The following is a 24,309-nucleotide window of genomic DNA, read 5'->3' on the forward strand; positions in this document are numbered from 1 at the left end:
TGTCTAGTGTATCATGCTTATACTTTTTTGACAGCTTGCAAAATGACCCCATATTCCTATATACTGTAAGCATATGCAAGAACAATCTCATTATGCGGTAGGAATTGATATCGGCACGAAAAAAGTGCGATGTGTTATTGGACATATTGACGAAACAACGGGCGTGCCGAGAATTATTGGAGTGGGACAGGCTCCCAACAGCGGGATGCGTAAAGGTGTGATCACGCACTTGAATGGGCCGGCAGCGGCGATTGATACGGCGCTTGACGCTGCAGAGCGAATGAGCGGACATCGAGTGAATCAAGCTGCTTTAGGTACTAATGGCGTGCACATCATCAGTACTAGAGTAGACGGTATGGTTGCTGTTAATGCAAGCAGTAGTGAAGTGACGGAAGACGACGTAGCGCGTCTGGAGAATGTAGCGACAGTTGGAAAAGTTCCTGCAAATCGTGAGATTTTGGAAGTAGTTCCGTACGAATATCGATTGGATGGGCAAGATAATATCAAAAACCCGATTGGTATGACTGGGACGAGGTTGGAGCTACGAGCAAATGTTGTCTCTGGGTTGGTGCCGCACTTGGGGAATTTACACAAGTTGGCGGAGATGTCCAATATTGATGCTGTCAGAATAGTCCCAACAGTATTGGCGAGCGCTCAAGCGGTATTGAATGAATCTCAGATGGAAAATGGTGTGGCTGTGATCGACATCGGGGCTTCCACGACAGGAGTGGCGGTGTTCGAAGAGGGTGACTTGCAGCATCTTTCAGTTGTTCCGATGGGCTCACAGAACGTCACCAATGATTTGGCGATTGGTCTTAAGGTTGATTTGGAAATTGCTGAAAAAGTTAAGTTGCAGCATGGTGAATTGGGCGGCGAGACTACGGGCGTGATTGACATTAAGCACGAGAAGGAAACGCAGGTTTTTCACCGGGCAGAAGTTGCAGAAATCGTTGAAGCGCGCTATGAAGAAATTTTTGAGCTGGTCGCTAAGGAACTGAAAAAGGCAGGTGGCATTAGCAAAATGCCGAGCGGAGCCGTGTTAGTTGGCGGTGGCGCTAAAGTTAAGGGCTTGGCTGAATTTGCCAAAGAACAGATTGGGCTGGCAGTGAAAATCGGCAAACCGCAGGACTATGCTGGCATGACTGATGATATCAAAGATCCAGAGTATGCAGCGGCTATAGGACTAATGTTGGCAATGTCCACCAATCCGTCCCGCTCTGAAGGAACTCATGGTAAAAAAGCTAGTAAAGTTGCCCAAAAGGCTGGCGGATTCTTAGGTGGGTTATTCGCAAAATTCAAATAAATATGACCACTCCAGGGTCAAAGATGATATACTGGATAGAGATTAGAGGGGAGATACAATAATGCCACAAATACAACCAAGCGAAGTTCAGACATTTGCTAGCATCAAAGTTGTTGGTGTTGGTGGCGCTGGTGGTTCAGCAGTCAACCGCATGAAAGACGCTGGCCTCAACGGTGTGCAGTTCATCGCTATGAATACCGACGCACAAGCGTTGCATAACTCAAAAGCTGACGTCAAAATTCATTTGGGACATTCCACGACAAACGGTCTTGGTGCTGGTGCTGACCCAGCTGTTGGTGAAGCAGCCGCTAATGAATCACGTGAAGAAATTCGTGCCGCTCTTGAAGGCGCCGACATGGTGTTTGTGACGATTGGTGCTGGTGGAGGAACAGGCTCTGGTGCTGGGTATGTGGTTGCTGAGATTGCTCGTGAGTTGGGTATTTTGGTGGTTGGTGTTGCAACACGACCGTTTAGCTTTGAGGGTGAAAAGCGCCGAGTGAATGCTGACTGGGCGATCACTCACTTGGGTCGACAAGTTGATACGTTGATTACCATTCCAAATGATCGCTTGCTGCAGACAATTGATCGGCGCACTCCGCTATTGGAAACCTTCAAAATCGCTGACGATGTATTGCGTCAGGGTGTGCAGGGTATTTCTGAATTGATCACTGAACATGGGCTGATTAACCTGGACTTTGCTGACGTGAAGGCTATCATGAGCAATGCTGGATCGGCCTTGATGGGCATTGGTCGGGCGAGCGGTGAGAATCGAGCAGCTCAGGCGGCCCAGCAGGCAATTGAGTCGCCGTTGATTGAAGTGTCAATTGATGGCGCTAAGGGTGTGTTGTTCAACGTTACTGGTGGCTACGACATGAGCATGGCAGAGATTCAGGAGGCAGCTGAAATCATCACCAGTGCGGTATCACCAAATGCAAACATCATCTTTGGTGCGACGTTGAAGCCAGAAATGGAAGATGATTTGGTGATCACGGTCATTGCTACAGGATTTGATAGCGAGACCTTCCACGACAGGGACGTAACGCTTGATGTGAACCCAGTTGAGACCAACTCTAACAATTTGGATGAAGAAATGGTGCAAAATATCGACATGGAGCTAGAGCACAAAGAAGCTGCTGAGCATTTTGCTGCTGAGGATGACACGAATATTTGGGATAATCCACCAGAAGATGAGGATGACGACGAAGACGACACCCCAGCATTCTTACGCCGTCGCAAGAAGAATAGGGAGTAGTCTATGGGAGCAGTAAATATTGGTGACAGTCGGGTGCTTGAGTCGCGTGAAGTTGCTGGCGGTATGGCAATTCGCCGCCGCAGAGAAACGGCTGATGGTAGGAGATTTACGACGTACGAGCGGATTGAAAAACCAAACTTAGCAGTGCTCAAAAAGAGCGGACGCCGTGAACTGTTTGACCGGTTTAAGCTATCTTCAGCGGTACACCAGTCAGTTGGTAAGTTTTTCAAGTCAGAAGAAGAGGTTGAGCAAATTGTCAGCGCCGTTGAAGACGCTTTGTATGCGTTGGGAGAATCTGAAGTGCCGTCAAAGCAGATTGGTGATGCGGTTTTGGACGCTTTGGCTGATCGTAATGAAGTGGCGTATGTTCGATTTGCCAGCGTGTATTATGATTTCAAGACACTGGACGAATTTGAGAAAATTTTAGCTCAGCAACGAGAGAAAAGGGATTAACAATGCGCGTTGTTGTTGTGTACAAAACAGAGAGCGACCACGCTCGCACAGTGTTTGATTATCTCAGGGATTTCAAAAATCAGACAGGGCATGATCTGGAGGAAGTCAATCCGGACTCGGCGGCTGGCAGTGATTTCTGTAGGACATATGACATTGTGGAATATCCGACGATCATTGCGTTAAGTGATGGTGGCCAATTACAAAATATGTGGCGGGGAACTCCGCTACCGACAATTAGCGAGGTAAGTTTTTATGTTTAAGAAAGTGCGAGATTGGTTATTTCATGAGGACTTGAAGCGGCGACATCTGTCGGCACTGGCGTTGCTGGTCGGAAGCGCATTGGGGCTATTGGCGTCACTGGCTTTGTCAATTGAATCTTTAGTATTAGCCAAAAACTCAGAGGCGGTTCTTAGTTGTGACTTAAACTCAGCGCTGAGTTGTTCGGCGGTTGCCAATCATTGGTCTGCAGCGATTTTGGGTTTTCCAAACAGCTTTATTGGCCTGGCGACCTTGCCGGTGATGATTACCATCGCCGTTGCCCTGTTGGCAGGGACAAAGTTTCCGAAATGGTTTATGCAATGCGCGCAAATTGGCGTAATTGCGGGGCTTCTCTTTGCCTTTTGGATGTTTGGTATGAGCTATTTGGTGATTGGCGCACTGTGCCCGTGGTGCTTGACTCTTGACCTTGGTATGATTTTGATTTTCTTTGGTATGACACGGTACAATGTTTTGGTTAAGAATATACCTGGTAAGACCTTGGGTAAATTTGTTGATCGCGGATATGATATGTTATTTGCAGCAGTTTTAGTAGTTCTTGCCATGATGGCGATAATCGCCAAGTTTGGTGAGCAGTTGTTCTAGACGTATCGCCCTATTTTACGAAAGCATTATTGCAAATTTTTTTACTTTGGTAACGCGTGATCATATGTCATAATAAAGATATGAAGAAAAACTTTCTTGTCAGAGCGTTCTTTGGTGTTACCATTGTAGCGCTCGGCGGGGTTCTGTTACTCAGGAATCTCGAAATTATCAAGTTTGATAGCTGGAATGTGTTCTGGGGAACGGTTTGGGCAGCCGGCCTAGTGCTGGCGGGGCTGGTGACAATAGTTAGCTCCCGGAAACTGCTGACGCGGGCGTGGGGCCTGCTATTGATGGCCGCTGGCGTGTCGATTGGTTTGAATGCGTATGGCGTCATTGATGTTAGTATTTGGAAACTGTTTTGGCCAGTGGTATTGATCGCTGTTGGGTTGATGATGGTGTTTAGTATTGGGTCCGCAAATCGCAAGCGAGCCGAAGAATCGGGTACTAATGATAATGAAAAAGTGGCGATTTTTTATGGTGAAGAATCACGAGTGAGAGGTGATTACACTGGTGGCTCACTGACGGCGGTATTTGGCGGCGTCGATTTGGATTTGCGCCAGGCAAAGATCAAGGATGGTACGGTGATTGATGTCTTTACCTTTTGTGGCGGCATTAATATTAGTTTGCCTGATGATGTGATTGTCGAAAACGAGGTTCGCGGTGTTTTGGGCGGTAGCGATGATAAGACTGTACCGAAGCCTTCTGCTAAAAAGACAATCTATCTGAAGGGCGAATGTGTCCTGGGCGGCCTGGAAATTAAATAATCTCTTGGGATTTTGGTAAAAACGCGCTACAATGAGAGTAGGGCGTTTTTGCGTGTGTCTAATGAGGTTTTCTCTGATGATGTCAGCGCAAAATGAGCGGCTATCAACCGCGAAGCCTGCGGGAAGAAATCAGTTTTTATCAGCTGAGATTAGACCCCGCCGTGAGCTTGCGTAAATAGCATAAGAAAGAGCTAAAAGAATCACTTCTTTTGGAATCGAGATGGTACCGTCCGTTTGAAACACCTCCAGCGGATTCTCGAAGACAGAAGAGGTGATTTTTGTTTGAGGAGAATAATGACAAAAATAACGTATTATCCACCGGAATACAGGAAAGATGAGTTTAACTGTGCATATTGTAAGGTGTTTGCACATCAAAAGTGGAATTATAATTATATATTCAATTCATTCTCGTCACTATTAGAGTTACTCGCTATATCGAAATGTGAACACTGCGGTAGATGGTCTATCTGGATTGAGGAGTCTTTAGTTTATCCGGTGCAAATTACAGTGGAAGATCCGAATGATGACATGCCAGATGAGGTTAAAAAACTATATAGAGAGTCTGCTCAAATTTTGTCTATTTCACCCCGTGCGGCTGCAGCACTATTGAGGCTAGGATTGCAGATACTTCTCGGTGCTGTGGGGGGTGATGGTAAAAATATAAATAATGATATAAAGAAAATAGTTGCGTTGGGTGTTGAACCTGAAACACAAAGGGCTCTAGATATTCTAAGGGTATTTGGTAATAGTGGAGCTCACCCTGGGGAGATTAAGCTTGATGAAGATCCTGGCCTGGTGCACAAAATGTATAGGCTAATGAACTATGTTACCGATAGGCTTATCACCCAGAAGAATCAGATAAATGAGTTATTCGAAGGTTTATCAGAGGGAATTAAAGATCAGATTGAATCACGAGATAGTAAAAATAAGGACAAGGAGAGATCATGATGAAATTCAAACACGGCGTACGCCGCCGAGCAGCAGAATATGAAAAGGATTGGGTGCAGCGCTGGAAGGACGACCGGACGTTCCAAAAGTCGGTGGCGCAGCGGCCGGCGGATAATGCGTATGTCTTTTATGATGGGCCGCCGTTTATCACCGGTGTGCCACATCACGGAACGCTGCTCAGCAGTATTGTGAAGGACGCCGTGCCACGCTATTGGACAATGAAGGGTAAGCGCGTGGAGCGCCGTTGGGGCTGGGATTGCCATGGTCTACCGGCGGAGAATTTCGTCGAAAAGCAGCTGAATATTACCGACCGGCGGCAGATTGTGATGTGCCCGGGCCAGCCGGCACCGCTGGATAAAGACGGTCAGCCACTGCCGACCATCAGCCTGGAAAAATACATCACCAAGGCGCGCGAAAGCATGGTGGCGAATAGCGAGACGTGGCAGGGTGTGATCGACCGGATTGGCCGCTGGGTGGACTTTACGGGCGCTTACCGCACCATGGATAAGGACTTTATGGAGAGCGTTTGGTGGGCCTTTAAACAGCTGTATGAGGCTGGCAAAATCTACGAAGGCGAAAAGGTGCTGATGTATGACACCAAGTTCGCCACCCCTGTCAGCAAGGCCGAAGTAACCATGGACAACGACGCCTACCAGACGGTGACCGACCCGAGTGTGTATGTGAAGTTTAAGTTAAAAGATGGTAAGACGAGCCACAAAATAGTATTAAGTGAACACTCAAAAGTCTTGTTTGTATGTAATGCAAATGCTGCTCGCTCGCAGATGGCGCAGGGATTTTATAACCACTATTCTGGCTCTCAAAATGCCGATTCTGCTGGGTTGAACCCAGAGAAAAAATGGGGCGAAGCTCCAACATTGAGTGATTTTGAAACTATGAGCCGCAAGCCAGCCAGAAGTAGTGAGACGATGCAAGAAGTGGGTATTGACATCACTGGACATAAGCGGCAGCTGCTTACCGCCGATAAGCTGGGTGATTATGATTTGATCGTTAATCTAGCGGAGAAATCCCAGACACCGGACTGGCTCAGGGGTGATAATATTATTTGGTGGGATGTGGCTGATCCACGTAACGAGAGTGTAGAAAAAAATCGGATAGCGCGTGATGAAATTGAGCAGCGAGTAAAGCAACTTTTGAACGGTGAAATAGTTGATGATGCACAAAAGCCAGCAGGCTTTGACGAATGCGAGAGGAGTTATGTTGGCGCTTTGTTGGTGGATACAAATGGCAAACTCATTGCACAACAACGAGACGATAAGTCAGAAATCACAAACCCAGGCATGGTGAGCCTCTTTGGTGGGACGAGCCACGAGGGCGAGTCGCCAATTGAGACGCTACGCCGTGAGCTTCAGGAGGAGCTTGAGCTTGAAGTAAGCTCGAATAATCTTTTGCTGCAAACTGTCAAGCACGAAAATGGAACAAATGTTGCATGTTCCATCTATATTGTGACTGGTGTTGATGCTGAGAAGCTAGAATTACATGAGGGTGCAGGATTTGCTATGGGTACGCCAGAAGAGCTGCTGAGCCGCCCTGTGACAGCCGTGACTCAGCAGGCGATTGAAGCGTTTGTTGAAGCTCAAGATTCTGTATCTGTCCTGGCCTGGACCACTACCCCGTGGACGCTCCCAGCCAACCTGATGCTGGCGGTTAATCCGGAGATGACGTACTGCGAAGTGCTGGTGGGGGGTGAGAAGCTAATCATCGCTGAGGAAGCGTTGGGACGCACCCTGCAGGACGAAAAGCACCATCCACTAGATTACAAAGTATTGCGCACATTCCCCGGCAGTGAATTGGTCGGCAAGAAATACCAGCCGCTCGATACGGGCTCGACTTGGCCAGAAAATGACAAGATCCACACCATTTACGCGGCGGATTTCGTCTCGCACGAGTCGGGTACGGGCATCGTGCACATTGCGCCGGCTTATGGTGAGGACGATTTTGAGCTCGCCAAACGCTATGGTGTCAGTGCTTTCCATGTCATCGATGATAATGGCTACTACACCGATGGTAATTATAAGGGCCTGGAGGTGTGGGACAACAACAAATTCATCGCCAAAGATCTGAAGGAAAAGGGCGCGGTGTGGAAGATTGAGTATATTCGCCACGAATATCCGTTTAACCCGCGTAGCAAGCAGCGCATCATGTACCGGGCTATCCCCAGTTGGTTCTTTGACATTCAGGGGCAAAAGCCGCTGATGCTGGAGCAGAACGAGCATATCAATTGGTTTCCAGGCCATCTGAAGCACGGCCGCTTTGCCAAGAACATCGAGCAAGCGCCGGACTGGAACCTGAGCCGCGACCGCTTCTGGGCGACGGCCATGCCGGTGTGGAAGGGTGACCGCGGCACCGTTAAGGTGGTCGGCTCGTATGCGGAGCTCAAGGAGCTGAGCGGCGTGGAGCTGGATGATTACCACCGCCCGTGGGTGGATGATATCACCTTTGAAATTGACGGCGAGAAATTTACGCGCATTGACAAGGTACTGGACTGTTGGTTTGAGTCAGGTTCTATGCCGTTTGCGCAGCTGCACTATCCGTTTGAAAACCAGGCCAAGTTTGAGCAGAATTACCCAGCGGACTTCATCGTTGAGTACATCGGCCAGGTGAGGGCATGGTTCTACTACGTGCATGCCGTCAACGCCGCCTTGGCGGAAATTGGTGCCTTTGGTCAGGCCGGCGCCCAGCACAAAAACGCCTACAGCAACGTCATTACCACTGGTGTGGTGGCGGGCAATGACGGCCGCAAGATGAGTAAGTCCTTAGGTAACTTTACCGACCCGAACGAGCTGATGGATAAGTTTAGTGCCGATAGTTTACGCTTCTTGCTGCTGAGCAGTCCGCTGCTGAACGGCGAGGACTTTGCCTTGCACGATAAGGACGTTGGTGACGTGGCGCGTAAGCTCAGTATGATTTGGAATATGTATGATTTCTTTACCATGTATGCGGAAGTCGATGGCTGGGAATTTAGTGGTGAGCTGAAAGATCCGCTTGGCGAGTTGACGAATCCGCTGGATGTCTGGATTGTTAGTCGTCTGCATCAGCTGGTAGCAGAAGTTGAGCGTCACATGGATACCTACAATATCCCTGACGCGCTGAGCCCGATATTGCCGTTCCTGGACGACGCGTCTAACTGGTATGTTCGCCGTAGCCGTCGCCGCTTCTGGAAATCTGAGGATGATGGCGATAAGAACGATGCGTACCGCACGCTACATTATGTGCTGGTGCGTCTGAGCTACATCTTGGCGCCATTTACGCCGTTTTTGGCTGAGGAGTTGTATCGCAATTTGACGGGCGATAATGAATCGATTCACTTGAAGGATTGGTTGCCGGCGGGTGAAGTCAATGATCAGGTGTTGGCCGATATGTACCGGACACGCGAATTGATCAACAACGGCCTTAGTTTGCGTATGAAGCAGGATGAGCATCAGGTGTCGATCAAGGTTCGCCAGCCGCTGCAATGTGCGGCATATGCGGGTGCAAAGCTGGCTGAGTACTACGAACAGATCATGGCCGAGGAGCTAAATGTTAAGGAAATTCGCTGGATTGAGAGTCTAGACGAGCATCTGGCGGACTATGATGTGACTGAGGGCGTGATCAAGCCAGAGAGCTGGGTAGAAATTAGTAAGCACTTAACGCCCGAACTCAAACGCGAGGGTCTGATGCGTGAAGTCATTCGCCACGTCCAGAGTGCGCGTAAAAAAGCGGGGCTACAGGTGGATGATCGGATTATGCTGCAGCTGATGACGGATGACGAGCAGCTCCGTCAAGCGATTGATGAGCATGCGGAGGTGATTGCTGCTGAGACATTGGCAACCTTTGGGCAAAGCGACGCGTATTCAACCACGGTTGTGATAGAAGGTGCAGAGCTGCAGATTACGCTTCAGCGCCAGTAATTCATCTGCTAAATAATGTGGCTGGTATTGACGTATTGATAATAATGTGCTATCATATTTTAGGTAGATTGATAAAACAAACATATGAAAGTTACATTTTTTCATCCACGCATTCAGTTTGAACCGATTGATCCATTGGCTGATGGCTTGGGGGAGGAAATTGCGCGTGAACAGCAAGAACCTCAGGCTATTCGCTTGGATCAATCAGATATTACTGATATCCAACGCTTTTGGACTGATGTTGAAGAAGACCTCCACAGAGGCAACTCAGTAGAATTTTCTGAATAACTCACGTCAGTAGTAACCGTTAGTGCTATAATTGGTACATGTTTGCAATCGAAGTGATGTCGCTATTGGCACGAGCAGGTGGTGGCGGAAGTAGTTCTGGCGGCGGCTCTGGTGGTGGCGGAATTTTTGCGCTACCTGCAGTTGTAGCTGCTGGCGTAGCTGGTTTTATTCGCTCAAAAACAGGTTCCAAGGCTGCTGGCGTGGCAGTGGGTATGGCGGCTGGAACCGTGGTTAGTTTGTTGTATCTTTGGGGCGGTACATTCGCTTTCATCGTGGCGATGATATCTACTGTCATCGGTGCCTTTGGTGGGGCGTGGGCTGATAAACTAGGTCGTTTCCGGAAAGGCAGTGCGGCAGCGCAACGGTCCGTGCAGCAAGCGGCGGCTTCGGACGCGGTGTGGAGCCCAGAGCGGTTAACGGAATACGCAGTATCAATTTTTGGCAAGTTCCAGCACGACTGGCAGCAGATGGACGTAGCGTCAATTCGGACTTACACCACACAGCGATACGCAAATCACATCAGTCTGATGTTGTACGCCTTGCAGCAAATGGGCCGCACAAATCGCATGAGTAACATTCGCATCAAGGAAGTTATCATCACGTCTGCTCATGACGATGCCAATGACCAGCAAGACCGTGTTAGTTTTGGTATTTTGGCTCAGGCAAATGATCAATTGATCGATACAGCAAGTGGTGATGTTTTGACTGCGACGACAGAGGAGTTTGGCGAACAATGGAACTTTGTGCGCCATGAAAACACTTGGCTACTAGACAGCATCGATCAAGCGACGGAAGAGGAAAGCATGCTAGTGCGGTCTTTGAGGCAATTTGCTGTTGATAACAGGATGTACTTTAGCCCAGACTGGGGTAATCTACTGCTGCCAACCAGAGGTCAGTTGTTTAAGGCTGGGTTTAAGAATGCAGACATTAACAACCATATCATTGGCTTCTGGACAGGTGATTTGTTGGTCCAGTTATATACCTATCGCACCAAAGAAGACGAGTCAGGCGACCAATACGTGGTCGGGCAAATCAATCTGCCAAAATCATATGGTGGAATTTTAGTGGAGAGGCGCGGTAAACTCCTGTCGCGTCTGAAAGCTCCACGTGGATATAACAAAGTGTCTTTGGAATGGGGCGATTTCAATAAACGCTATCAAGTGTATGCGACTGACGAAAATCAAGTGACAAGTTTTGAGCTGCTCAATCCATCTTTTATGGCGTGGTTATACGACCAAGATATCAAAGTGAACATTGAAGTGGTTGACGATGTTGTGTATCTCTACGCAAAACTAAGCGCCAATGAGCAGCGCTACGAGGCAATGTTGGAAATTTTGAAGCGAAGCCACAAAGAACTAAAGATGTAAGGAGAAATCATGATCACTAAAGCTATCATTCCAGTTGCTGGTTGGGGTACGCGGATGTTACCGATTACCAAATCAATCGAAAAGTGTATGCTGCCGGTGGGGACGCGGCCAGTGGTTGATTATATCGTGCAGGATATTGTTCGGGCTGGTGTGGAGGATATTTATTTCGTGGTGGGCGAGCAGAGTACTCAGGTGCAAAGCTATTATCGGTCAAATATTCAGCTGAACGATTATCTGCGACGTGCCGGTAAAGAAGATAAATTACCTCTAGTAGCGCCGCTACGCGACGTGCGAATACATTTTTTAACTCAGCCAAGCACTGGTGGTTATGGCACGAGTATCCCAGTGGGCTTGGCGAGCGAATTTATCGAACCGGGCGAATCGGCCTTTGTGGTGATGGGCGATCAATTTTTCTGGCGTAGCGATGGCGGTTCAAATGCCGCTGATTTGGCAGAGTTGGTGGAGGCGCGTGGCTTGTCGGCTGGTTTATTAGGTAATTCTGTTGAGGAGTCGTTTATCCCACACACCGGTATCATCGAAACCGACCAGCAGGGTAATTTTGTCCGCATCATTGAAAAACCGAAGCTAGAAGAAGCGCCGAGCAACCTCAATAATTCAAGCTTTTACATTCTCAACAAAGAAATTTTCGAGTTAGCACGGACATTACCCGCCAATCCGCAACGCGGTGAATTTGAGCTGACCGACGCTATCAACGCGTACATCGCGGGCGGCGGTATTATCGCGGTTGGCGAGGCCAAGGGCGACTACATGGAGTGCGGCTCGCCAAGTGGCTGGCTGCGGGCAAATAATGCTATGGCCGAGCTATAGAAAAACTAGTTGCATGTATCGCCCGTCTCTGTTATAATTGGTCACTGATAGTAAATATATTGCAAGGAACGAAATGAAAGCAGTCGTAAAAATCTCTGGCAAGCAATACATTGTCAGCGAAAAAGAGTCCCTCTTGGTGGATCTCCTCCCTGAAGGCACAAAAGAACTCACTCTCGACGCACTTTTAGTGATTGATGGTGATAAAACAAAAGTTGGCACACCAACCGTAAAAGGTGTGGTAGTGAAGGCAAAAGTTGCTGAAGCAGAAGTCAAGGGCGATAAAATCCGCGTCATCCGCTACAAAAGCAAAAAACGCGTTCACAAAGAAACTGGTCATCGCCAGAAATACACCAAGATTCAGATTACGTCAATCAAATAATTGAAAGAGCCGCTTCCATCAGAGAAGCGGTTTTTTGATGTCTGTTATTTCTGTTTTGCTCATGCTATAATTAAGGCAGGTAAGAAGGGGAACGAATGACAAAAATCATTGCGGTGACAAATCAAAAAGGCGGCGTTGGCAAGACAACGACAAGTGTTAATGTTGCGTATTATTTGGCAAAAAGTGGTAAGAAAACATTGCTGATAGATTTTGACCCTCAGGGCAACGCGACCAGTGGTCTGGGGATTGATAAGTCCAATCTATCGCGCACGATGACCGAGGTGATCACCGGTCAGGCGACACTACAAAGCGCCATCATTCAAACAGAATATAAAAATTTAGCGTTGGCTCCATCTACGCCGCATTTGGCAAATACTGAGGTCGAGTTGGCGCAGGCTGAGGGTCGGTTCATCAGGCTACGGCGCGCAATCAACAATCTACAGGGGTATTATGACTACATCATCATCGATAGTCCGCCAAGTTTGAGCCTGCTGACGGTTAATGGTTTGATTGCGGCAAACTATATCTTATTGCCAGTGCAGGCAGAGTTTTACGCACTGGAGGGGCTGGGTCAATTACTGGAAACCATGAAATTGATACGCAAGGGACTCAATCCACAACTGGACTTGCTGGGTGTGTTGCCAACCATGATGGACAGCCGCACGACACTGTCGACACAGGTTCACGATGAAATCAAAAAGCATTTTCCAGATCGGGTTTTCCAAACGACTATTCCACGAAATATTCGCTTAGCTGAAGCGCCAAGCCATGGACTGCCAGTTGGCGCGTATGACCGCTTCTCCAAGGGTGCACGAGCATACAAGGCGCTGACCAAGGAGATCATAGGGAGGATTGGCTGATGAAAAAAGGATTGGGTCGTAGCTTTGATTCACTTATTCCAACAAATCTGATCGATGAGTCATTTGATCCGACTGCCAAGCAAGACGGCAGACTTAGCCAGCTCAAACAATTACCGATTGAGCAAGTCATGGCCGATCCAGATCAGCCACGTCGGATGTTTGACGAAGAGGCGCTTGATGAGCTGTCTGAGTCGATAAAGATTCATGGTATTTTACAGCCGCTGGTAGTGACAGGCAAAGCAGGTGCTTATGTGATCGTTGCAGGTGAACGTCGTTGGCGTGCTGCTCAGAGAGCTGGGCTGACCGAGGTACCGGCACTGGTGCGAACGCTGACTGGTCAGCATCGTTTGGAACTGTCTCTGATTGAAAACCTGCAGCGCCGCGATCTCAATCCTTTGGAAACTGCTACAGCATACGCGAAATTGCGCGATCAGTTCAACCTGACACTGGATGAAATAGGGCAGCGAGTTGGCGGCAAATCGGTTAGCGCCATCTCTAACACTATGCGTCTTCTGAAACTGCCAAAGGCGGTCCAGGAAGCTGTTTTTAGCTATAAAATCACTGAAGGTCAGGCTCGACCATTGATCAATGTGCCCAAAGAAGTGGCAGAAGAGCTGCTGGAGAAAATCATTACTGAAGGGTGGTCTGCTCGCCGCATTGAGCAGGCGATAGTCCTTTGGAAAGAGTCTAAAAACAATCCATTTGAAAAGCGACGTCCGGTCGAGATTCCTCATGAAGAAGTCGTTCAAAATTTGACCAAAAAACTGAATTCAAAGATTAAAATTCGCACCAATACGCGCGGCGCTGGGCAAATCATCATACCATTCAAAAATGCTGTTGATTTTGAGCGTATTCATCAACTGCTGAAAAAGTAGTTAAAATCCACGGATTTTAGTGATTGGCCAAATCCTCATGGAGACTGGTCCGACGATGTCGTATAGTGGTATTGGCCCCATGCAGTTTCGGGAATCACACGAATAGTTTTCTTGTCGGTGGTCGCCCATGACAAAAATAGTCCCCTCTGGTACGGTAGTGTCAACATCGCCAGAGGTTGGCTGCCCAGGCTCATTTTTATTCACTGTGGTATCAGGATTAAACCCATGAATATGAGCGCTATTATACACCGTAACGACGCCATCCTTAACCGTAACACGCTCACCAGCAAAGGCGATAACTCGCTTCACGATGTACTCATCTTTATTTGTTGAAGAGTTAAAATTTGGGTTTTTAAAGACAATGGTTTGACCCCGCTCAGGGACGTATCGCTTGTTTTTGATTTGTGCCGCTGTCACTGGTAGTCGATTAACAATCAAACGATCACCTGTGTGCATGGTCGGTTCCATACTGGCGCCTTGAACAGTAAAATTACGAAAAATAAAGGTGTTAATCAGCAGAGTGCCGACCACCACGCCAACAACAAAAACGATGAGCCCCAAACTGTCACGAATCTTTGGGTGTCTATCAAGAAAAGTTGCATCCATCCTATTTAGTATAGCCTGTATAGTGTGATATAATCAAGAGATATGGAGCTACTGCGAACCGTTAAACGCAAATCATTTTTTAGTGAGGTGGTGTATCATCTGTTGAACATCAGCTTAGCTTTGGTATTATTTGGTATTACGCTCATGGTCCAATCGCCAGTAGCTGCGGTAGTATTGGTTATTTTGAGTAAGTGGCGTGTCTTGGCGGTGAGGCCACGTTTTTGGTGGACGAATATTCAGTCTAACTTGGTGGACTTGATCGTTGGATTGAGCGTGGTGGCATTGCTGTACCTGTCTGTGGGGAATATCGCCGTGCAAATTGCTTTCACTGCCTTTTATATCATTTGGCTGGTGATCATCAAACCAATGTCAAAGCGCTGGCAAATGATGTTGCAGTCGGCCATCGCTATCTTATTTGGTACGGTAGCGTTATTCTCCATTGGTTATTTGTTGCCAGATATTGCAGTTGTTGCTGGCTCAATGGTCATTGGCTACAGTGCCGCTCGGCATTTTTTGGTTAGCTATAAAGAAGATCAAATAGTTCTGCTGAGCTCTATCTGGGGAATTATGTTTGCGGAGATTGGCTGGCTGGCGTACTATTGGACCTTTGCCTATGCTATACCAGGACTCACCATGATCAAACTTCCGCAGGTGACTATTATTTTGCTGTTGATATCTTTCTTGGGTGAGCGGGTCTATCGATCATGGAAGAAAAACGGTGCGGTCGTACGGAGCGAGATCATGCCGCCAGTCTTGTTTTCTGTAGCAGTGATAGGCGTTATATTACTATTTTTCAACACAGTAACGAGGATTTGATAGATGACGGAGGTGGGACTAGATCAACCAAATAACAGTGCGCGGGTAATCACACTGTCGCGGCGACGGATGATGGCTATCTGGGTTGCCATAGCAGCGCTATTTTTGTTGATAATTATGATCGGTAGCGTGCTACTCATGATGGTGTTGCGTCCAAAGCTCGCCAGTACGCATGGCCCAACGGTTGACGGTAATCTGACTGTTACCGCCGAAGAATCGAATGTCTCAAAAATCGTCAATCAGGTATCCCCTAGCGTCGTATCGATTATCACTGTAAAAAGTAATGGCTTCAGATCACAAGAGAACGCTGGAACTGGCGTAATCATCAGTAAAGACGGCTATATTTTGACGAATAAGCACGTAGTAAATGGTGGGCGATCCTTCCAAATCATCACTGGCTCGGGCGACCGCCACACCAATGTCAAACTAGTGGGAGTTGATCCACTAAATGACATTGCGTTTTTGAAGATTAACCGTGTTGATAATCTGTCGCCAGCGACTATTGGTGACTCAAGCACTGTCCGTGTTGGTCAGAAAGTCATTGCCATCGGTAATTCGCTTGGTAAATTCCAGAACACTGTCACGAGCGGTATTATCTCAGGTAAGGGCCGTCCATTGCAGGCTTCGTCAGATAGCGACGACGATCAAGACCAGAAGCCTGAGTCATTGACAGACCTTTTGCAGACCGATGCTGCTATCAATCCAGGCAACTCGGGTGGTCCGCTGTTAAATATGGCTGGTCAAGTTATCGGCATTAATACCGCCATCGTCGAGGATGCCCAGAATATTGGCTTTGCTATCCCGATAGGTGCAGCCAAAGGACTGATCCGGAGTGTTCTAGAAAAAGGTGAGATCAATAAATCATACATCGGTATACGTTATTTGGAAGTGACGCCAGAAACGCGGGCTGCAAATAAACTATCAGTCAAACATGGTGCTTTTGTCGGTGGTGTTTCTGGGCAATTGGTGCAGCAGGGCGGTCCAGCAGACAAAGCGGGCATCAAATCTGGCGACATCATCACCAAGGTTAATGATAAAACCATTGGCGAACATGGTGGTTTGACAAGCTTGATTGGCGAATATCTGCCAGGCGAAACTATCGAGCTGACGGTTATCAGAGATAACAGAGAGCAGAAGCTGAGACTAACGCTCGGTGCCTACAAATCGTAGAGCCACGATTAGCCCGCTGGTCTCCAAGTGTAAAAAGCCATTTTGATTACCAAAGGCTACGATCGTCTGGTGTTGTTCCTCGTCTGCCTCGATGAATAGCAGTCCTTGGTCGGTCATATGCTTGGGTGCTTGCTGAATGAGCTCTCGGATTAGCTTAAGTCCTCCTTCGCTGGCATACAGGGCTTCTGACGGCTCGTGACGGAGCTCTGGGGAGGTGTTCTTCCAATCCTTGTCGACATATGGTAAATTCGCTAAGATGCAGTCGAGCTTTTCAAATTGGCCGAGTAGTAAGGATTGTTTTTGCGTAAAGATTTTAGCACCCAATTTCTTGGCATTCTTTTCTGCCACTAGGAGTGCTTTAGGGCTAATATCTGACAAAACAACATGCCAGTTGTCTGGCAACTCGAGCGCCGCAGTGATCCCCAAGCATCCAGAGCCAGTTCCTATGTCGATGAGCGTCCTTGGTTGGTCGTCTTGTGGCGCTAGCTTTAGTAGTAGATTGATCATTTCTTCTGATTCGGGACGCGGTACTAGTACGCTGGGCGATACACTAAAATTCCGTCCATAAAACTCTTTTTCGCCCAAAATATACGCCAGCGGTACTCGGTCGAGACGCAGGCTAAGTCGTGCTTCGACGATATCAATACGCCGCGGATCAATCTCTTCGTCCGGGTGCGCGTGAAGGTATGTTCGGTTTTTGCGCAAAGTATTAGCTAAAATGAGCTCCGCGTCTAATCGGGCTGATGCGATATCGGCTTGCTTTAATGTATTGGTGGCGGTTGCTAACCAGGATGTTATGGTTGACTTTTCTTGCATTATATGCTAAATTATACACCATTGAAGAGAAATTTCATAATCAACGTGGCTACTAGACGGCACGGGAAGAGTTGGCATGTATGAATAAGCGCGTGAACAAATTGAAAGTAGATTTTCCTTCTTGTGAGGGTATTGTGACCGTTGATCATGATTTTCCAAAGATTCAGCTTGATCGTAAGCTAGGTGCTGAGCTAGTGCCTGGTGAAGTTGTTGACCTTTCTGAAGAACGACTAAAAAAATATCTTGAGTATGCTGAAATACCGGAGCAGCGTTGGGGCGATTTGTCACTAATCATCACTGGTGCAGAAAATTCTTCGTATCTGGGGAGTGATGAATTAGGGTATGTAAGTGATGATGGCGAGGGAGGACTTGATGCTGTTATCGGGATTGATTACGACTCTGACTCTGAGGCTACGCTACGGCATGAGCTGTGCCACGTCAAGGATGCGATAGATGGGGAAATTGACTTCCAGAAGAAAAATTTGTTATACACACTGGGAAGTTCAATATCTAAAGAACGATTACGTAAGCAGGCCATTATAATTCATGCTTTGGGCGCTCTTGCTTATGCGTGCGGTATGTATTTTAACTCTGAAGAGATGAAAAATAGTGTGCTCTCTGCGTTGGTTGCAAATAATACCGTGGCTGCGGCATTATTGGGAGCACACCTGAAAGGGTATTATCATGATCCAGGAGAAAAGCGCGCTCGTAAGGCTGCGGAACATGGTAAATGGTTACCACATGTGTTCACGAGGCGTATTGATACTATGCCTGTTGACGAATTGGCGTCATCATTTGCGTCTCATCCTTGGACCTCGGTATATATAGCAAAAAATGATGATGAAGTGCGCGCCAGGGAGCAAGCCGCTGGCCAACTTGGTCTGTCGTATTATGCAACGACAGATCCAGAGGAGGTTAAACTGCTTGCCATTAAAGAGGCTGAGCGAGAGTATGTTGAGTATAAACGATTAGCCGAACAAGGGATAATCAGTAAAAGAGGACTTAGAGAGTTTAAGATTAGCGAAATAGCTGATGATTTCATGGATCGTGCAGAGGTAGCTACTAAAGGTGGCGGTGCAATGGTTGCTGTACTGCCTGATTCTACACATCGTGTCAACATGGGAGAATATAGCAAACGATACGATGACATCAAGCGCGATATCACGGAATAGAGTTTTTGTTAAGCTTCAGCATTCTTTGCTTTTAGCTCTCGCTCATACCGCTGCAGTTGCTCAATCAAATCGTCAATGTCCCCGTTCATCGCAGCGGGGATATTGCTGCGGCTGTAGTGTATGCGGTGGTCGGTGATGCGGTCTTGCGGGAAGTTGTAGGTGCGGATTTTTTCGGAGCGGTCACCAGTACCAACGAGTGAGCGTCGTTCGGCGCTTAACTTGGCGTTTTCCTCGTCAATTTTCATCTGTAGTAAGCGCGAACGCAGCACACTCATGGCTTTTTCGCGGTTCTTGATCTGTGATTTTTCGTCTTGGTTAGTGACGACGATGCCAGTTGGTAGGTGAGTGATACGCACTGCTGAGTCGGTGGTGTTGACGCTTTGGCCACCATGTCCGCCCGAGCGGAATACGTCAACGCGGAGGTCATTTGCATCTAGCTCGACGTCAGTTTCTTCGGCCTCTGGCAACACCGCTACGGTGACGGTGGAGGTGTGGACGCGACCTTGGCTTTCGGTGACTGGGACGCGCTGGACGCGGTGGACGCCGCCTTCAAATTTCAATTTGGCGTATGGTGCGTCGCCTTTGACCATGAATATGACCTCTTTGTAGCCGCCTGAGTCGTTGGCAGATTCACTGACGAGCTCAGTTCTGTAGCCATTTGCTTCACACCAACGTAAATACATGCGGTACAGTTCCGCTGCAAATAGCGATGCTTCGTCGCCGCCAGCACCAGCACGGATCTCTATGATGATGTTTTTCTCGTCGTTTGGATCTTTTGGCGTCAGTAGGATGAATAATTCTTCCTCCAGCTCTGCCAGACGCGCTTCAGTTTCAGTGATTTCAGCTTTTGCTAGTTCCGCAATTTCGTCACCGCCAGTCGCCAGCTGTCGTGCTTCTTCCAAGTTTTTTGTCAGTTGCTGGCGTTCCTTGGCTTTTGCTATCAAGGTTTCCAGTTCTGAAAAACGTTTATTCTTCGTGGTAAACTCTGGGTCGCTATATGCAGTTGGTTGTGCTAAAAAATCTGCCAAGATTTGTCTCTCGGCAATCAAGTCGTCTAAGTGTAGTGCAATTTGTGCCATATGAATTGTATTATAGCACAGAAGACGGGCGCCGTATATTGACATTTTAGGCATTTGTATGTATAATATGCTCAACATGGTTAAGCTTAAAAACATAATCCCCGCGCGACTGCGCAGAGTCGGGCAAGCCAGTCCGGGCAGAGAGCCTGTATATGACCAAAACCAGGTGATGTACAATCTGTATGAGAAGGGTTCCGTTGCCGTTCATCCACTCGAGCCGTTTGAAGAGGTGTCTTCAGAAGATATATCGCATCGGATGGAAATAGATCACTGTGTGAAGCGAGCACCTACGTTGGCGGAGCTGATGAGCGATAGGGAGCATGGCAGGGAAAACGATGTGCATAGTGTGATCGGTAGGCGGGCTTTGCTTTCGCGTGAGGTTGATGCCTTGACCCGAGCAGATTTTTCAGTGCAAACGGAGCAACAGACAATTTCGGCATTGTTTTCTGGGTTGTGTGCGCGAAGTGATGATTTGGCGCGTACCTCACGATTGTCTAAAATCCGGAATCATCTCAACTATGTTGGTGAGCCGGAGCTCATGGAGGCGGCGCACGGAATCGCGACATATTGGAAGCATCGGTTGGATACGCATCTTGATAAAGCATTGTTTGTGATGCTGGGCGAAATTGGTAACATGGAACGTGCTGACTATGCCGCCCCAGAAGGAAAAATAAAAAGTGACGAATATTTCATGGAGTTGATCATGAGGGAGTTTTCTGATGATGAGTTGACCCAATATGCTGATAGGCTGCTCATCGATGAGGGGGAATTGGTGAACTTGCCTAAAGAAAATGTTGATATCATCATGCTGGACGACTGGACAAGTAGTGGTATAGAAATCGCGGAACAGCAACAGTGTTTCTTGAGGCGACATCCGGACTTGAGGGACCATATAGAAGTTCAACTAGCGATTGCCAATGAAGAAAGGTTGAAAGTGGGCTTCCGTATGAATGGGGGGCAGTATGTGCCAGTTCGCTCCTACTACTCGGCAAATAGTTCATCCGAGCTTTTTAGTACGTATATTGCAGGGTCACATTCGTCAGACTACTCGTTGGCGTTTGATATTAGTTCTCTACTTGGAACAGAGGATACGATGCCACCAGGCGTGCAAGTTGCGCGACCATATCACCGAGACGACTATCAGACGACCTTTCGCCAGCGTTTACAGTACGCTAGGTCACGTGACTCAAACGTGATTAAATAGATATATGGCATTTTCAACATGGCGCGAGTTTGTTGAAGCTGAGGCTCAGCAGCCGTATTTTCGGGTGTTGATGAATCGGGTGGACGCTGAGCGCGATCAGTACGAGGTATACCCAGCACGGCAAGATATGTTTTCTTGTTTTGCAGCTTGTCCACTGGAGGCGGTTAAAGTGGTAATTATTGGGCAAGATCCCTATCACGGTCCAGGTCAGGCACATGGCATGAGTTTTTCGGTTAAACCAGGAGTTAAATTACCGCCAAGTTTGCAGAATATCTTTAAGGAACTGGTTGACGATCTTGGGGTGGATATGCCGACTAGTGGTTTTTTGGAGCCATGGGGTAAACAAGGCGTATTGCTGATGAATACTAGCTGGAGTGTTAGGCGAGGTCAGGCTGGTAGTCATGCAAACTATGGCTGGATGGAGTTCTCCCAGCGATTACTGGCAATGTTAAATGATTATGACCGGTCGCTGGTATTTATACTGTGGGGAGCGCACGCCCAAAAGGTTGGTCAGGCGATCACAGACAGTCGCCATTTGAAGATTTGTAGTGCTCATCCGTCACCGTTTTCTGCCAATCGGGGATTCTTTGGTAGTAAGCCATTTTCGCGTGCCAATGATTTTCTGGTACGGAATGGCTGCGGGGCGATTGACTGGCAGTTACCTTGATTGACAAATAGTAACTTTATGTGGTATAATATGAACTATGGAACATTCAATTGATACTATTAAACAAAAACCAGATACGTTGCCGTTGCCATCTGTTACCAAAACGTACAGATTGCCCGAGGGGATGTCGCTCGGACCAGATGAATCGGTCAAAGTGAAAGGGTTTATAGCTCGGGGAAGAATTGATGGAAGGTCGGCTGTCTTGGCTTTGGATGACTCGGGAGAGGATTATACTCAGGACTCAGTGCTGCAGTCTCATCTTGAGGATGCAATTTTTGGAGATTTTTCATTTATGCGCTCAGCATATTATAACCACATTGCTCAGCATCAGGGCATGACGATGCCAGATATGATGAAATTGACACCAGATGATTATAAGCAACTTACATCGACCGGTCTATCTACAGTGTTAGCAACTGGATCTTTGGAGGAGATAGAGCAGAGGCAGGGCTTCTCCGCGGGATTAGTTGTATCAAGGGGCGACGAACTGAAGAAAGTGGCTGATATTGAGCATAGGGCAGCAGAGATTGGTCTGTACTTTCGAGTGGCTGTACAGTTTCCTGGAGATGCGCAAGGAGCGAAAGGGTACATCCTATTGACGGATGCAGTTGGCAACCAGGTCATCATGCCGTCTCGTGAAGAGACGACAGACCTCCTGAAGCGCTTGTTTGGTTATCAAGAAACCGAAGAACAATTGTTTGATGCTGAAGCGGCGTTGTCGGCTATGTCTGAGTAATTCGAAAACTGATTAGCCTAACAAAAACCGCCCCAGTGATGAGGCGGTTTCTTATAGGTGTCACAGCCTGCTATTTGCTAGACTTTTTAGCCTTTTTGTCTGATTTTGGAGCATCAGTTTTTGCGGCTTTGTTGGCGTTCGCTTTTTTAGCTTTATTTGCCAAAGCTGCTTTGCGAGCTTCAGCTGCTGCCTGGCGCGCCTTAAAGCGGTCAACACGACCTTCGGTGTCGATAATCTTTTCCTCGCCAGTAAAGAATGGGTGTGAAGCCGACGAGATGTGAACTTTCACGAGAGGGTAAGTATTACCGTCTTTCCATTTGATGGTATCTGTTGTCTGCGCTGTTGACTGAGTCAAGAACGCGAAGCCCGCTTGATCGTCGCTAAATACGACAGGGCGATAGTTCTGTGGGTGAATACTGCTTTTCATAACCGTTCAATTGTACACAATTTACCCTAGAATGTCAAAAGGAGTTGTCTCGAGAGTCGAATAGTGGTATAATCGTTGGGTAACTAATTTTAATGACACAATCCGTTTCACACTCCATATCGTGAGCGGATGAGGCAAAAGGAGAAAGAAATGTCTGTAGCAGTAGACATTAAGGCTTTGCTGGAGTCAGGTGTTCACTTTGGACACAAAACCAGCCGCTGGCACCCAAAGATGGCGCCATATATTCACAGTAAGCGTCAGGACAGTCACATTATTGACTTGGTCAAGACGGTTGAAGCGTTGGATAAGGCGTTGCCAGAACTAACAAAAATCGCAGCATCAGGCCGCAAAGTACTGTTTGTTGGCACGAAAAAGCAAGCCAAAGACGTGGTGCGTCAGGCTGCTGAAAAGATCAACCAGCCATATGTAGTTGAACGCTGGATCGGTGGTATGTTGACCAACGGTGCGACGATTACTCAGCAGATCAAAAAGCTGAAGAATTTGGAAAAGCGTATGGCGTCAGGTGACCTGGAAAAGCGCTACAACAAGTTGGAAGTGCAGCGTTTCCAAGAGGAAATCGATAGCTTGAACGTTAAATATGGCGGTATCAAAGACTTGATGGGCAAGCCAGGCGCAGTGGTCGTGGTTGATGCTTTGACTGACGCAAATGCAGTGCGTGAAGCTCAGACATTGGGTGTGCCAGTATTTGCTATTGTTGATACTAATGTCAATCCAACTGGTATCGACTACGTCATCCCTGGTAACGACGACGCTATCAAGGGTATTCAATTGCTACTAGACTACTTCACCGAAGCTGTTGCCGAAGGTGCGGGTAGCGTGAAAGCTGAAGAAAAACCAGTGAAAAAAGAGGAGAAATAGGATGGGCGTTTCTGTTGACGACATTAAAAAACTGCGCGAATTGACTGGCGTAGGTTTGACCGACGCAAAGAAGGCATTGGTTGAAGCTGACGGTGATTTTGACAAGGCGCTGGAGGCAATGCGCAAAAAAGGCTTGACTAAGGCTGAGAAAAAAGGCGACCGTGAAGCACGTGAAGGCTTGATTGAGAGCTATGTTCACTCTGGTCGAATTGGCGTGATTGTCGAGGTTAACTGTGAGACTGACTTTGTGGCGCGCTTGGACGACTTCAAAACCTTGGCGCACGAAATTGCTATGCAGATTGCCGCGATGAACCCAAAGTATGCTTCTACAGAGGATATCCCAGCTGAAGAGATGGAGCGGGTGAAGGCTGAGTTGATGGCGAGCGAGACACTAGCAAGCAAGCCTGAAGAGATGCGCGAGAAGATCGTGACTGGTCAGTTGAATAAACACTTTGCTGAGCAAGTATTGATGAGTCAGGCGTACATTTTGGACGACTCTAAGACGGTTGAGCAGCACATCAAAGAGGCAATCGCTAAATTGGGTGAGAACATTGTAGTCCGCCAATTTAAGCGAATTGAGCTGGGCGTCAGCGAATAACCTCTATATACAGAAAGGAAATCGGTTGCAGTAATGTAGCCGATTTTTTTTGT

General features: G+C 47.6%; 26 protein-coding genes. 22 read left to right on the top strand and 4 right to left on the bottom strand.

Annotated features, from left to right (window positions below; translation table 11 throughout):
* Positions 1–73 precede the first annotated feature (73 nt).
* From ftsA to V4210_RS00855, 14 genes are all read left to right on the top strand, one after another.
* The gene (ftsA, locus tag V4210_RS00790; protein WP_338520953.1) at positions 74–1,303 is read left to right on the top strand and encodes a cell division protein FtsA; all 1,230 of its coding nucleotides are present in this window, start codon (positions 74–76) and stop codon (positions 1,301–1,303) included.
* A 61-nt stretch (positions 1,304–1,364) separates the two neighbouring features.
* Complete coding sequence (ftsZ, locus tag V4210_RS00795) at positions 1,365–2,555, top strand: cell division protein FtsZ (protein ID WP_138078533.1); 1,191 nt, start codon at positions 1,365–1,367, stop codon at positions 2,553–2,555.
* A 3-nt stretch (positions 2,556–2,558) separates the two neighbouring features.
* A complete protein-coding gene (nrdR, locus tag V4210_RS00800) occupies positions 2,559–3,008 on the top strand; it encodes a transcriptional regulator NrdR (RefSeq protein ID WP_138078535.1) in 450 nt (149 codons plus the stop codon).
* A 17-nt stretch (positions 3,009–3,025) separates the two neighbouring features.
* Positions 3,026–3,268 (top strand): hypothetical protein, encoded by a 243-nt coding sequence (locus V4210_RS00805; protein ID WP_338520954.1) that lies wholly within the window; start codon positions 3,026–3,028, stop codon positions 3,266–3,268.
* A complete protein-coding gene (locus tag V4210_RS00810) occupies positions 3,261–3,869 on the top strand; it encodes a vitamin K epoxide reductase family protein (RefSeq protein ID WP_338520955.1) in 609 nt (202 codons plus the stop codon). Before V4210_RS00805 ends, V4210_RS00810 begins: the two co-directional genes overlap by 8 nt.
* Positions 3,870–3,949: 80 nt before the next feature.
* Positions 3,950–4,633: a LiaI-LiaF-like domain-containing protein gene (locus V4210_RS00815; protein WP_338520956.1), complete on the top strand. Its 684-nt coding sequence runs from the start codon at positions 3,950–3,952 to the stop codon at positions 4,631–4,633.
* A gap of 294 nt (positions 4,634–4,927) precedes the next feature.
* Positions 4,928–5,581, top strand: a complete 654-nt coding sequence (locus tag V4210_RS00820) for a DUF4145 domain-containing protein (protein ID WP_338520957.1) — start codon at positions 4,928–4,930, stop codon at positions 5,579–5,581.
* Positions 5,578–9,489 carry a class I tRNA ligase family protein gene (locus V4210_RS00825; RefSeq protein ID WP_338520958.1) on the top strand — a complete coding sequence of 1,304 codons (3,912 nt, stop codon included), beginning with the start codon at positions 5,578–5,580 and terminating at the stop codon, positions 9,487–9,489. The genes V4210_RS00820 and V4210_RS00825 overlap by 4 nt, the downstream gene beginning before the upstream one ends.
* Before the next feature lie 84 nt (positions 9,490–9,573).
* Positions 9,574–9,777: a hypothetical protein gene (locus V4210_RS00830; protein WP_138078549.1), complete on the top strand. Its 204-nt coding sequence runs from the start codon at positions 9,574–9,576 to the stop codon at positions 9,775–9,777.
* A gap of 38 nt (positions 9,778–9,815) precedes the next feature.
* The gene (locus tag V4210_RS00835; protein WP_338520959.1) at positions 9,816–11,144 is read left to right on the top strand and encodes a TIM44-like domain-containing protein; all 1,329 of its coding nucleotides are present in this window, start codon (positions 9,816–9,818) and stop codon (positions 11,142–11,144) included.
* Between the two features lie 9 nt (positions 11,145–11,153).
* Positions 11,154–11,972, top strand: a complete 819-nt coding sequence (locus V4210_RS00840; RefSeq protein WP_338520960.1) for a sugar phosphate nucleotidyltransferase — start codon at positions 11,154–11,156, stop codon at positions 11,970–11,972.
* 73 nt (positions 11,973–12,045) lie between these two features.
* Positions 12,046–12,351: a 50S ribosomal protein L21 gene (gene rplU / locus V4210_RS00845; RefSeq protein WP_338520961.1), complete on the top strand. Its 306-nt coding sequence runs from the start codon at positions 12,046–12,048 to the stop codon at positions 12,349–12,351.
* Between the two features lie 95 nt (positions 12,352–12,446).
* The gene (locus tag V4210_RS00850; RefSeq protein ID WP_338520962.1) at positions 12,447–13,211 is read left to right on the top strand and encodes a ParA family protein; all 765 of its coding nucleotides are present in this window, start codon (positions 12,447–12,449) and stop codon (positions 13,209–13,211) included.
* Positions 13,211–14,086, top strand: coding sequence for a ParB/RepB/Spo0J family partition protein (locus tag V4210_RS00855; RefSeq protein WP_338520963.1), 876 nt, complete (start codon positions 13,211–13,213; stop codon positions 14,084–14,086). The genes V4210_RS00850 and V4210_RS00855 overlap by 1 nt, the downstream gene beginning before the upstream one ends.
* On the opposite strand, the gene lepB is transcribed toward V4210_RS00855, so the two are convergent.
* Complete coding sequence (gene lepB, locus V4210_RS00860) at positions 14,087–14,692, bottom strand: signal peptidase I (protein ID WP_338520964.1); 606 nt, start codon at positions 14,690–14,692, stop codon at positions 14,087–14,089.
* Positions 14,693–14,734: 42 nt separating this feature from the next.
* Between lepB and V4210_RS00865 the strand changes: the two genes are divergently transcribed.
* Both V4210_RS00865 and V4210_RS00870 read left to right on the top strand, forming a co-directional pair.
* Positions 14,735–15,508 (top strand): hypothetical protein, encoded by a 774-nt coding sequence (locus V4210_RS00865; protein WP_338520965.1) that lies wholly within the window; start codon positions 14,735–14,737, stop codon positions 15,506–15,508.
* A gap of 3 nt (positions 15,509–15,511) precedes the next feature.
* Positions 15,512–16,678, top strand: a complete 1,167-nt coding sequence (locus V4210_RS00870) for a S1C family serine protease (RefSeq protein ID WP_338520966.1) — start codon at positions 15,512–15,514, stop codon at positions 16,676–16,678.
* Here the strand turns inward: V4210_RS00870 and prmC are convergent.
* The gene (gene prmC, locus V4210_RS00875; protein WP_338520967.1) at positions 16,652–17,494 is read right to left on the bottom strand and encodes a peptide chain release factor N(5)-glutamine methyltransferase; all 843 of its coding nucleotides are present in this window, start codon (positions 17,492–17,494) and stop codon (positions 16,652–16,654) included. The genes V4210_RS00870 and prmC overlap by 27 nt on opposite strands.
* Before the next feature lie 80 nt (positions 17,495–17,574).
* Here prmC and V4210_RS00880 point away from each other — a divergent pair, with 80 nt between their 5' ends.
* Complete coding sequence (locus V4210_RS00880; RefSeq protein WP_338520968.1) at positions 17,575–18,666, top strand: hypothetical protein; 1,092 nt, start codon at positions 17,575–17,577, stop codon at positions 18,664–18,666.
* 8 nt (positions 18,667–18,674) lie between these two features.
* Here the strand turns inward: V4210_RS00880 and prfA are convergent, their stop codons facing one another.
* Positions 18,675–19,745 carry a peptide chain release factor 1 gene (prfA, locus tag V4210_RS00885; protein ID WP_338520969.1) on the bottom strand — a complete coding sequence of 357 codons (1,071 nt, stop codon included), beginning with the start codon at positions 19,743–19,745 and terminating at the stop codon, positions 18,675–18,677.
* A gap of 76 nt (positions 19,746–19,821) precedes the next feature.
* Between prfA and V4210_RS00890 the strand changes: the two genes are divergently transcribed.
* The 3 genes from V4210_RS00890 to V4210_RS00900 are packed head-to-tail and all read left to right on the top strand — an operon-like array spanning position 19,822 to position 22,352.
* On the top strand, positions 19,822–20,949 hold the full coding sequence (locus V4210_RS00890) for a hypothetical protein (protein WP_338520970.1): 1,128 nt from the start codon (positions 19,822–19,824) through the stop codon (positions 20,947–20,949).
* A 4-nt stretch (positions 20,950–20,953) separates the two neighbouring features.
* A complete protein-coding gene (locus V4210_RS00895) occupies positions 20,954–21,616 on the top strand; it encodes a uracil-DNA glycosylase (RefSeq protein ID WP_338520971.1) in 663 nt (220 codons plus the stop codon).
* 37 nt (positions 21,617–21,653) lie between these two features.
* Positions 21,654–22,352 (top strand): hypothetical protein, encoded by a 699-nt coding sequence (locus tag V4210_RS00900; protein WP_338520972.1) that lies wholly within the window; start codon positions 21,654–21,656, stop codon positions 22,350–22,352.
* Positions 22,353–22,422: 70 nt separating this feature from the next.
* On the opposite strand, the gene V4210_RS00905 is transcribed toward V4210_RS00900, so the two are convergent.
* Positions 22,423–22,779: a type B 50S ribosomal protein L31 gene (locus V4210_RS00905; protein WP_338520973.1), complete on the bottom strand. Its 357-nt coding sequence runs from the start codon at positions 22,777–22,779 to the stop codon at positions 22,423–22,425.
* 150 nt (positions 22,780–22,929) lie between these two features.
* On the opposite strand from V4210_RS00905, the gene rpsB reads away from it, so the two are divergent.
* Together rpsB and tsf are read left to right on the top strand one after the other, a co-directional pair.
* On the top strand, positions 22,930–23,658 hold the full coding sequence (gene rpsB, locus V4210_RS00910) for a 30S ribosomal protein S2 (RefSeq protein ID WP_338520974.1): 729 nt from the start codon (positions 22,930–22,932) through the stop codon (positions 23,656–23,658).
* Between the two features lies 1 nt (position 23,659).
* Positions 23,660–24,256 (top strand): translation elongation factor Ts, encoded by a 597-nt coding sequence (gene tsf, locus V4210_RS00915; RefSeq protein WP_338520975.1) that lies wholly within the window; start codon positions 23,660–23,662, stop codon positions 24,254–24,256.
* Positions 24,257–24,309: the final 53 nt, after the last annotated feature.

Source organism: Candidatus Nanosynbacter featherlites (assembly GCF_037013405.1).
Lineage (GTDB): Bacteria > Patescibacteriota > Saccharimonadia > Saccharimonadales > Saccharimonadaceae > Nanosynbacter > Nanosynbacter featherlites_B.